Origin of the sequence: Brenneria nigrifluens DSM 30175 = ATCC 13028, assembly GCF_005484965.1 — a bacterium.
Lineage (GTDB): Bacteria > Pseudomonadota > Gammaproteobacteria > Enterobacterales > Enterobacteriaceae > Brenneria > Brenneria nigrifluens.
Map to the genome: position 1 here is coordinate 2,303,925 of NZ_CP034036.1, position 10,722 is coordinate 2,314,646.

Below are 10,722 nucleotides of genomic sequence, written 5' to 3' on the forward strand. Positions count from 1 at the left end.
GCTACTTTGTCAACGCTCTGTGGCGGCATAGGCCGCCCTATTTTTGCTCCACTCCGCTCGCCGTTTTTCCCGTCGCAGCGGATGCCTGTTCGGCGCGCGTTATCCTATTGGCGTAGCGCTGCGCCAGCGCCGCGCACACCATCAGTTGGATTTGATGGAAAATCATCAGCGGCAATACCATCACTCCCACCGTCGCCGCCGGAAACAGTACGCTGGCCATCGGAATGCCATTCGCCAGGCTTTTCTTCGAGCCGCAGAATACGATGGTGATCTCATCGGCGATATTAAAGCCCAGCTTGCGCGCCGCCAGCGTATTCACCACCAGCACGATGGTCAGTAAAACGATGGAAATCCCCACCACCGCCAGTAACGACCAGCCGTTAATCTGGCTCCAGATCCCCTGCACCACGGCTTCGCTGAAAGCGACGTAAACCACCAGAAGAATTGATGACCGATCGGTAATATTGATTAATTTACGATGGCGATCCACCCATCGGGCAATCAGCGGGCGGGATAAATGACCCGCCGCAAAGGGCACCATCAGTTGCATGATAATGGAACCGATGGCGTGCAGCGTATCGGTCTCCGCGCCGCCCTGCGTATGCATCAGCAGGCCGACCAGAATCGGCGACAGAAATACGCCCAGGATACTGGAAGCCGAGGCGCTGCAAATCGCCGCCGCGACGTTGCCCCCGGCCATCGAGGTGTAGGCAATGGCCGACTGTACGGTCGCCGGCAAGGCGCACAGGTACAGAAAACCGAGGTAGAGCGTCGGCGTCAATACTGCCGGCACCAGAACACTCATGCCCATCCCCAGCAGCGGGAAGAGTAAAAAGGTGCTGGCGAACACCACCAGATGCAGACGCCAGTGCCCCATCCCGGCGGTAATGGCTTCCCGCGACAGTTTTGCCCCGTGCATAAAAAACAGCAGCGCGATGGCGGCCGTGGTCAGGTATTCAAAAAAGACCTTTGCGGCGCCTTCGCAGGGGAAAAACGACGCGGTGATCACCACTAAAACCAAAACCAGCAAAAATTTGTCGATACGCAATCGCTGTAGCCACCCCATTATTCATCCTTTTCTTTTTTACGCCCGATTGAAACAGCACAGGCGATCCTGAGATCGCCTGCTTAAACCGAACGTTAACTATCTGCGATAAAAATCGACAAATCTAGCTATTTTTCAGCGTCATCACTTTTTTCTGCTGATGGGATATCAACCCCACTTCTATCAGTTCCATTACCTGGATAGCCTGGTGAACCGTTACCGGATTCTCTCCCTTGCCGTTTAACGCATCGCGGATCGCCGCATAATAAGCCGGGTAGTCGCCGGCAAGGGTCGGCACGGCCTGATCGGCCACCACGCCGTCATGATGCAGCGTCAACACCCCGTCGCGCCGATCCTGTCCCCAGTTTTCCTGCGGCGGACGCTCACCGGCTTTCAGCCGTTCTTCCTGCGGATCGAGGCCGAATTTGACGAAGCTGCCGCGCGTGCCGTGGACGATATAACGCGCCGACGGCGCCGCCGCCAGCATGCTGGCATGCAACACCACCCGGCGCTGAGGATAAATCAGGATGGCGTGGAAATAGTCCGTCGCTTTACTGCCGGGGCGCAGCTGCGCCAGATCGACCTGAATGGCGACGGGCAGTCCAAATAGCTGCAAAGCCTGATCCAGCAGGTGCGGCCCCAGGTCGTACCAGATACCGCTGCCTTCGCTGCCGTCTTCGCGCCAGCGCTGACGGACTTGCGGCCTAAAGCGGTCAATATGGGACTCCAGGTAGACCACATCCCCCAGCGACCCGTTATGCAGCAAATGTTTCAGCGTCAGGAAATCGCTGTCCCAGCGGCGGTTATGAAACACCGACAGCAGCCTGCCGGTATGCTCCGCCACCAGCCCCAGCTCATGGGCCTGTGACAACGTCACGGTAAACGGTTTATCCACCACCACATGCTTGCCCGCTTCCAGCGCCTGCTTGGCCAGTGGGAAATGGGTGTCATTCGGCGTGGGAATAACAATAAGATCGATATCCGGATCGTTGAACAGCGTTTGCGGATCGCTAGCAACCCTGATTGTCGACCAGTCGGCGCGGACTTTATCCGCATTGCTGCTGGAAATCGCCGCCAGCTCCAGGCCGGGCGTCCCGGCGATAAGCGGCGCGTGGAACGTTTTACTCGCATAGCCGTATCCCAGTAACCCGACACGAACGTTATCACTCATGAATCTTCCCCCTTGGCCGCTTCAATTGGTGATGTGAACTCAGTATAGCACCGCGAAGACGGCCCATTTAACGGGGATTTTCTCATTTCGCCCCTTGACTACCTCCCGGCGATTTTTGTCGTTCGGTCCTCCCACGGCGTCGTTTCCGGCGTTTTCGCCGCGGGATAGTTGATTTCGCTGCTGCGGCGGCGGAAATCGCTCGGGCTGACGCCCACACGTTTACGGAACACTCGTGAAAAATAGAGCTGGTCGTCATAGCCGACCACCCGCCCGATATTGGCGATGGACTCCTGCGTGGTTTGCAACAGTAGCTTAGCGCGGATCACCCGCTGATCTTCCCGCCAGCGCAAAATATTGATGCCGACCTGCTCGCGAAACAGGTGCGCCAGCCGCGACGGCGACAGGCAGACGTGCCGGGCCACCTCGTCGATACGCAACTCTCCCGCCAGATTGCCGGTGATAAACTGGCAGGCTTCGATGATGCGCGGGTCGATGATTTTTTGCGGGCTCTGCGGATCTTCTTCCATCGCCCTTAACAGCAAGCGCTCAAGCAGGTTCATCCCCAACTCTTGCGAGAAGCGCCGCCCTGAACGCTGCGTCTGTTCAATATTGGCGAACAGGCGATCGAACTCCAGCAACAGCGGGTTATTTGGCAGGCTCAGACGCCCGACGCCGCAATGCCGGGTATGCCATTCCAGCCAGTCGGCCCAGTAGGCCCGCGGGCGGAAATAGACCCAGCGGTGATACCAGCAGTCGCTGTCCGGCGAGCGGCCGTAAAAATGCGTCGATTTGGGTGGAAACAACAGCAAATCGCCGGGATTGCAATAAAAGGCGTCGTCACCGGCAAAAACCTGTCCCTGCCCTTTGATGGTGAGATTAATGATGTAGCCCTTCATGCCGTCAGGACGATCGATAAAGAAGTCGAGCGGACCATCCGCCAGGATCGGCGTCAATCCGGCGACCAGGTAGGCGTTAAATGCGTAACCCGGCAGTAACGGATTAGACTGGGATTCATGCGCCACACGGTGATACATCCAACCTCCGGAACTTTATCCAACGATGGGTCGCGCAAGCGCGCCCGCCTGCGCGGGCATTGCGGCGGCGCTTACAGGGTCTTCTTGGCCAGCTGTTTGTAGCGGTCGAAAATCACCGCCGTCAGCAGAATCAAACCGCGCACCACGTATTGCGAAAACGGCGAAATATTCAACAGGTTCATCGCATTTTCCACCGTCCCCAAAATCAGCACCCCGGCGACGACGTAGGAAATCTTGCCGATGCCGCCTTTTAACGACACGCCGCCCAGCACGCAGGCGGAAATCACGATCAGTTCATAACCGATGGAGGTCATCGGCTGGCCGCTGGTCATGCGCGATGCCAGAATAATGCCCGCCGCCGCGGAGACCAGACCGGAAAGCGCGAAGATGATGATTTTGGTGCGCACCACCGGCACCCCCGCCAGACGCGCGGCTTCTTCATTTCCGCCGATCGCCAGCGTATTGCGCCCGAAAGTGGTTTTATTCAGCAACAGCCCGAAGAGGATCATGCAGATCGCGGTGATCCAGATGGGCGCCGGCAGCCCCAGCCAGTTGGCGTAGCCCAGCGCAAAGAAACGTTCGTCTTCAATGCCGACCGCTTTACCGTCCGAGATAATATAAGCCAGTCCGCGGGCGATCTGCATCGTGGCCAGCGTGGTGATCAGCGCGTTGATCCTGAGCCGGGCGATGATAAAGCCGTTAAGCAGGCCGAACGCCACGCCCAGCAACAGTCCGGCGCCCACGCCCAGCCACAGGCTTTGCGTGATATTGATCGCCACCGCCGTGGTCACGCCGGCGCAGGCGATAATCGAGGCGACGGAAAGGTCAAAATCTCCGGAAGCCAGGCAAAACAACATGCCGCAGGCCACCATGCCGGACATGGATATCGCCAGTCCCAGACCTTTCATATTGATAAAACTTGCGAAATTGGGCACAAAAATCGCGCACCCCAGAAACAGTACGGCAAAAACCACCAGCATGCCGTAGTTATCCCAAATGCGGGATATCCCGGAACCGGCTTTCCCCTTCTCCGGGGTCGTCGCCGCATCCTCATTGGACGGCAGAATTTTACTTGTTGGCATAGCTTTACTCCTTGGCGGTCAGGCAACCGCGGCTTCGATATCGGGGGTTCGCAACATTGCCAAACTCAGCACTTTCTGCTCAGTGGCCTCATCGTGGAGCAGTTCGCCGGATACCGCGCCTTCCCGCATCACAATAATGCGGTCGGCCAGTCCGAGCACTTCCGGCAGGTCGCTGGAAGCGAACAGCACGGCAATGCCTTGCTTCGCCAGCTCATAAATGACGTGATAGATTTCGTGCTTGGCGCCGACGTCGATGCCGCGCGTCGGCTCGTCCAGCAGGATGACTTTCATCTCTTCCGACAGCCAACGCCCCAGAATGGCCTTCTGCTGATTACCGCCGGAAAGATTCATCATTAGTTGCGCCGCGCTGGGGGTTTTAATATTCAGCGCCTGAATGCGCTTGGCCGCATTCTCCTTTTCCCAGCGGTTATTAATGATAAAGCCGGCCTTCAGGCTTTTGCGCCGCGCGCTGATGTTGATATTGTCGCGCACCGAATGCACGGCGATGATCCCCTCGGACTTGCGATCTTCCGGGCACAGCATCACCCCCTGGCGGATGGCGTCAATGGGCGACGTCACCGTCAGCGGTTTGCCATCCAGCAGCACCTGTCCGCCGGTGATGCGGGTCGCGCCGAATATCCCCTTCAGCAGTTCGCTGCGCCCGGCGCCCACCAGGCCGAACAGCCCGACGATTTCCCCTTGCCGCACCTGCAGCGACACCGTCGATTTCACCCCAGGCGCTTTAACCTCCCTCAGCGTCAGCCGCTCCTCGCCGTGAGGACGCGGCGCATAGCCGTAGATATCCCCCAGGTTTCTGCCCACCATCGCCTGCACCAGCGATTGATGATCCACCTGGCGCATATCGTCGAAGGTGCGCACATAGCGGCCGTCTTTAAACACGGTGATGGCGTCCCCCAGGGCGAAAATCTCCTCCATGCGGTGCGACACGTACAAAATCACCCGCCCTTCGCCGCGTAATTCGGCGATCACCCGAAACAGTTGTTCGATTTCGCGGGCGGATAACGAACTGGTGGGTTCGTCAAAAGCGATGATTTTGGCGTTACGGGCCAGCGCCTTGGCGATCTCCACCATTTGCCACTGGCCGATGGAAAGGTATTTAAGCGGCGTGTCGGGATCGATATCCAGTCCCAGGTGTTCAAGCTGCAGTTTGGCCTCATAACGCAGTAGCGAATAATTCACCATGCCGTACTTGTGCGGCAGTTGGCCAAGGTAAATATTCTCCGCCACCGTCATTTCCGGCACCAGATGCAACTCCTGATAAATAATCGCCACGCCGGCATTCAGCGCATCCATGGTGTTATTGAAGCGCGCCGGCCGCCCCTGGATATGGATTTCCCCGGCGGAAGGCAAATAGTTACCGCTCAGGATTTTCAACAGCGTGGATTTACCCGCCCCGTTTTCCCCCATCAAACCGTGGATCTGCCCCGCCTGGCAGGAAAAGCTGATATCCGCCAGCGCCTTGACGCCGGGAAACTCCTTGCCGATGCCGTGAAACGACAAATAGGGTGACTGTACCGTCATTTTCGTTTCCTCATAGTTAACCACTCGCCGTCGCGCCGGTCGTCCCCGCCGCAGCGGAGACGGAAACCGGCGGCAAACGCACGGACCTCCCTGTCCCGCCGGCCGTTACAGCAGACCTTTTTTCTCCAGTTCGACCTTGAAGTTGTCGCGGGTGATCAGCACCACATCGGTAACTTCGGTGAATTTTTGCGGTTCCACGTCTTTGGTTACCCACTCATTCAGCATCTGGATGCTTTTATAACCGTGGATATCCGGGCTGGGCAGCAGTGAACCGTAGAAACCGGTGGCCTGTCCTTTCGACAGTTCGCTCACCGCATCCACCCCGTTGATACCGATGCCGATTACGTTAGGCGCCTTGAACCCCTGACCTTCCGTCGCCCGCACGCCGCCCAGCACGGTGTTATCGTTCATGCCGACAATCAGCCAGTTCTTCACGCCGGGATGCTGAACCAGCATCGAGTTGGCGGCGTCAAACGCCCCGGGAATATCGTTGGATTTGGTGGGAACCTGATAGATTTGCTTTTCCGGGAAACCGGCGGCTTTCAGCGCCTCCATCGAACCGGTGGTGCGGCGCCGGGCGGTATCCAGCTCATTGGAGGTAATCGCCATCACCGCGGTTTCCGCCACCTTCCAGCCGCGTTTATTCATTTCGTTCCACAACTCCTGCCCCTGGCGCTCGCCAATTTTGCTGGCCGCCATCATAACCAGCGGCACCGAGTCCATCGGCTCGCCTCTGGCATTAACGAACTGATCGTCCACGGCGATGACCTTCAGGTCGTAGCTGCGCGCCTTGGCGACGATCGCCGCTCCTAATTTGGGGTCGGGGGTACAGATCACGAAACCTTTCGCCCCGCTGGCCGCTAGACTATCAATGGCATTAAGCGTTTTTTCGCCGTCCGGCACGGCGATTTTGATCACCTCGAAACCGAGATCTTTTCCCGCCTTGTCGGCAAATTTCCATTCCGTCTGAAACCAGGGTTCTTCCGGCTGTTTAACCAGAAATCCCAGCTTCAATGTGTCGGCGATAGCCGATTGTGACATAACTGCGGCCAGCCCAATCGTCGCCAGCAGCTTAGTGAATTTATGCATGATGTTCTCCGCTATAGTTATTTTTTACACGTCAGAGGATCCTGGATGTGTAATCGGTTCCATTAAGGCATTTCCGGTCGGGGTAAAGGAAAAGCACGGCGTTGGTGGCACTCCTTTACTCAGCAGCATTCAGACGCTGTATGTTTTAGCGGTTATTTTCAGCAAGAATATCGAGCGTTATCACATCCCCGAACAACGACAGGTTTGTGCATATATTTAGCAAATTTAACCGGTCATTAACTTTTGACGAACATCACACAATGACGGCGAGCGGCAGAAAAATGCATACTTCCAGCTAACCGCTCCTCACGCCCCTCGTTATGCCCGCCTATCGTATACGGCTATAAACAATGGCGGAATTGACGGGAGCGGAGCGATGAATGCGGACGCGATTACTTTGGGACTCGACTTTGGCAGTGATTCGGTACGCGCATTGGCCGTTGACTGCCGGAGCGGGCAAGAATTGACCACTGAGGTGGTGTATTATCCGCGCTGGCGCGCCGGGAACTATTGTCAGCCGGCGAATAACCAGTTCCGCCACCACCCGCTGGATTATATTGAGTCGCTGGAGCAGGCCGTGCGCGCCGTGGTGGAACGACTGAGCGCGGCGCAGCGCCGGCGGATCGTCGGCATCGGCGTCGATTCCACCGGCTCCACCCCCGCCCCCATCGACGAACAAGGGACTGTTCTGGCCTTGCGCCCCGAGTTTTCCGCCAACCCCAACGCCATGTTCGTGCTGTGGAAGGATCATACGGCAATAGAAGAGGCGGAAGCGATCACTAGCCTGTGCCGCAGCGGCCGGTTTGCGGATTACACCCGCTATATTGGCGGCGTCTACTCATCGGAGTGGTTCTGGGCCAAAATACTGCACGTTTCACGCCAGGATGCGGCGGTGCGGCAGGCCGCCGTCTCCTGGATCGAACTGTGCGACTGGGTGCCCGCCCTGCTCTCCGGCACCCTGGCCCCCGGCGACATCAGACGCGGCCGCTGCGCCGCCGGGCACAAATCGCTGTGGCACCCCGACTGGGGCGGCCTGCCGCCCAAAACCTTCCTGCACGCGCTCGATCCCCGCCTGAGCGAAAAACTGCAATACCCGATGTTTACCGACACCTGGACCGCCGATGCGCCCGTCGGCGCCATCACCGCCGAATGGGCCGCGCGGCTCGGCCTGCCGGAAAGCGTGGTTATCGCCGGCGGCGCCTTTGACTGCCACGTCGGGGCCGTTGGCGCCGGGGCGCAGCCCTATACCCTGGTTAAGGTGATCGGCACCTCGACCTGCGACATCCTGATTGCCGATAAAGCGCGCATCGCCGATCGCACGATCAAGGGGATCTGCGGCCAGGTGGACGGCAGCGTGGCGCCCGGCCACATCGGGCTGGAAGCCGGGCAGTCCGCCTTTGGCGATATGTACGCCTGGTTCGGCCGCCTGTTGAGCTGGCCGCTGCGCCAGGCGATCGCCGATGACCCGCAGTTGAAGCTCCCTTTGCAGGCCGCAGAAGCCGGCCTGCTTGAGCGGCTCACCCACGCCTGGGCCGAAAACCCCTCGCTGGATCATCTGCCGGTGGTGCTCGACTGGTTTAACGGACGCCGCACCCCTTTCGCCGACCAGCGGTTAAAAGGCGTTATCGCCGACCTTAACCTGGGCACGGACGCGCCGACGCTGTTCGGCGGCTTTATCGCCGCCACCGCTTTCGGCGCCCGCGCCATTATGGAGTGCTTTGAAAGCCAGGACGTGCCGGTCGACAACATTCTCGCGCTGGGCGGCATCGCCCGCAAATCCCCCGCCATCATGCAGGTGTGTAGCGATGTGATGAATCGCCCACTGCAAATTGTGGCCTCCGACCAGTGCTGCGCGCTGGGAGCGGCCATCTTCGCCGCCGTCGCCGCGGGCGTCCATAGCGATATCCCCAGCGCGCAGCGGCGGATGTCCAGCGGCGTCGAGCAAACGTTGACGCCGGATAGCCGGCGCGTCGCCCACTATCAGCGGCTTTATGAGCGCTACCAGCAGTGGTGCCGCGCCGCTGAACCGGCTTACGGCGCCCGGTTCAATACCGACGCGTAATGTCTTCATTTCCCGCCGGGAATAAACAGGAGTAACCATGGATCACTTTACATCCCTTGAAGTCTGGTTCGTTATCGGCAGTCAGCACCTTTATGGGGCGGAAACCTTACGTCAGGTAAAGGATAATGCGGAAAAGGTCGTCGCCGGTCTGAATCAGGACGCGCGCCTGCCGGTCAGGCTGGTGCTTAAACCGCTGGTAAAAACCGCGGACGAAATCGGCGCGCTGTGCCGCGACGCCAACCATCAGGATAGCTGCATCGGTCTGCTGGTCTGGCTGCATACCTTCTCCCCCGCCAAGATGTGGATCGGCGGGCTCAGCATTCTGCATAAGCCGTTACTGCAATTCCATACCCAGTTCAACGCGCAAATCCCCTGGGACACCATGGATATGGATTTTATGAACCTGAACCAGACCGCCCACGGCGGCCGGGAGTTCGGCTTTATCGGCGCGCGCATGCGTCTGCCGCACCAGGTGGTGGTCGGCCACTGGCAGGATAGCCAGGCCCATCAGCGCATCGCCAAATGGATGCGGGTGGCGGCGGCGATCCAGGAAAGCAAAGGGCTGAAGCTGGCCCGCTTTGGCGACAACATGCGCGAAGTGGCGGTCACCGAGGGCGATAAGGTCGGCGCGCAGATCCGCTTCGGCTATTCCGTCAGCGCCTGGGGGCTGGGGGATTTGACCAGCGTGATTGATGCCGTCTCCCAGGGCGATATCGCTACGCTTATTGAAGAGTACGAAGCCAGCTATCAATTGACGGATGCGGTAAAGCTCCATGGCCCCAATCGGCAAAACCTGTTGGACGCGGCGCAAATCGAGCTGGGGATGCGGCGTTTTCTGCAGCAAGGCGGCTATAAGGCCTTCACCACTGATTTTGAAAACCTGTATGGACTAAAGCAGTTGCCGGGGCTGGCGGTACAGCGCCTGATGCAGCAAGGCTATGGTTTCGGCGGCGAAGGCGACTGGAAAACCGCCGCCCTGTTGCGCATCATGAAGGTGATGGCGGAGGGCTTGCCCGGCGGCACCTCGTTTATGGAGGATTACACCTACAACTTCCAAAACGGCAACAATCTGGTGGTCGGTTCCCATATGCTGGAAGTCTGTCCCAGCATCGCCAAAGAGCAGAAACCCATTTTGGACGCACAGCATCTGGGCATCGGCGGCAAAGCCGATCCCGCGCGGCTGATTTTCTCCACGCCGCCCGGTCTCGCCCTCAACGCCAGCGTTATCGATATGGGGGGACGCTTCAGAATGCTGGTCAATCTGGTGGATACCGTAGAACAGCCCCATCCGCTGCCGAAACTGCCCGTGGCGCGCGCCATCTGGCAGGCCCGTCCGTCGCTGGAGGTGGCGGCGGAAGCCTGGATATTGGGCGGCGGCGCGCACCACTCGGTGTTCAGCCAGGCGCTGGAGGTGGATTATCTGCGCCTGTACGCCGAAATGCAGGATATTGAATTACTGGTGATTGACGACGATACCCGGCTTCCGGCTTTCAAAGACGCGCTGCGCTGGAACGAGGCGTATTACCGGCTCGGCGGTCGCTATTAGCCCGCTGCCTGCACTGCAATCTGCAACCTTCTGCCATTATGCCCGCGTAAGCGGGCCTTTTCCCCCCTCGTACCGCCGCTTATCCCCCACCTCGCTATTTGCCTGAGTTTCAGCAAGGCGGCCTCTCGCCCTGAACTTAAGGCCGCACCTG

At 58.9% G+C, this 10,722-nt stretch carries 8 protein-coding genes; 2 read left to right on the forward strand and 6 right to left on the reverse strand.

What is annotated here, in order from left to right:
- Positions 1 to 37: 37 nt before the first annotated feature.
- From EH206_RS10710 to EH206_RS10735, 6 genes are all read right to left on the reverse strand, one after another.
- The gene (locus tag EH206_RS10710; RefSeq protein WP_009112783.1) at positions 38 to 1,066 is read right to left on the reverse strand and encodes a bile acid:sodium symporter family protein; all 1,029 of its coding nucleotides are present in this window, start codon (positions 1,064 to 1,066) and stop codon (positions 38 to 40) included.
- 103 nt (positions 1,067 to 1,169) lie between these two features.
- Positions 1,170 to 2,216 (reverse strand): oxidoreductase, encoded by a 1,047-nt coding sequence (locus tag EH206_RS10715; protein ID WP_009112784.1) that lies wholly within the window; start codon positions 2,214 to 2,216, stop codon positions 1,170 to 1,172.
- Between the two features lie 98 nt (positions 2,217 to 2,314).
- Complete coding sequence (gene araC, locus EH206_RS10720; protein WP_009112785.1) at positions 2,315 to 3,250, reverse strand: arabinose operon transcriptional regulator AraC; 936 nt, start codon at positions 3,248 to 3,250, stop codon at positions 2,315 to 2,317.
- 71 nt (positions 3,251 to 3,321) lie between these two features.
- Entirely contained in the window at positions 3,322 to 4,332 is a 1,011-nt protein-coding gene (araH, locus tag EH206_RS10725; protein ID WP_009112786.1) for an L-arabinose ABC transporter permease AraH, read from the reverse strand.
- Positions 4,333 to 4,350: 18 nt separating this feature from the next.
- Complete coding sequence (gene araG / locus EH206_RS10730; RefSeq protein WP_009112787.1) at positions 4,351 to 5,874, reverse strand: L-arabinose ABC transporter ATP-binding protein AraG; 1,524 nt, start codon at positions 5,872 to 5,874, stop codon at positions 4,351 to 4,353.
- A gap of 105 nt (positions 5,875 to 5,979) precedes the next feature.
- Positions 5,980 to 6,963: an arabinose ABC transporter substrate-binding protein gene (locus EH206_RS10735; protein WP_009112788.1), complete on the reverse strand. Its 984-nt coding sequence runs from the start codon at positions 6,961 to 6,963 to the stop codon at positions 5,980 to 5,982.
- Between the two features lie 376 nt (positions 6,964 to 7,339).
- Between EH206_RS10735 and EH206_RS10740 the strand changes: the two genes are divergently transcribed.
- Positions 7,340 to 9,025, forward strand: a complete 1,686-nt coding sequence (locus tag EH206_RS10740) for a ribulokinase (RefSeq protein WP_009112789.1) — start codon at positions 7,340 to 7,342, stop codon at positions 9,023 to 9,025.
- Positions 9,026 to 9,062: 37 nt separating this feature from the next.
- Complete coding sequence (gene araA, locus EH206_RS10745) at positions 9,063 to 10,571, forward strand: L-arabinose isomerase (protein WP_009112790.1); 1,509 nt, start codon at positions 9,063 to 9,065, stop codon at positions 10,569 to 10,571.
- Positions 10,572 to 10,722: the final 151 nt, after the last annotated feature.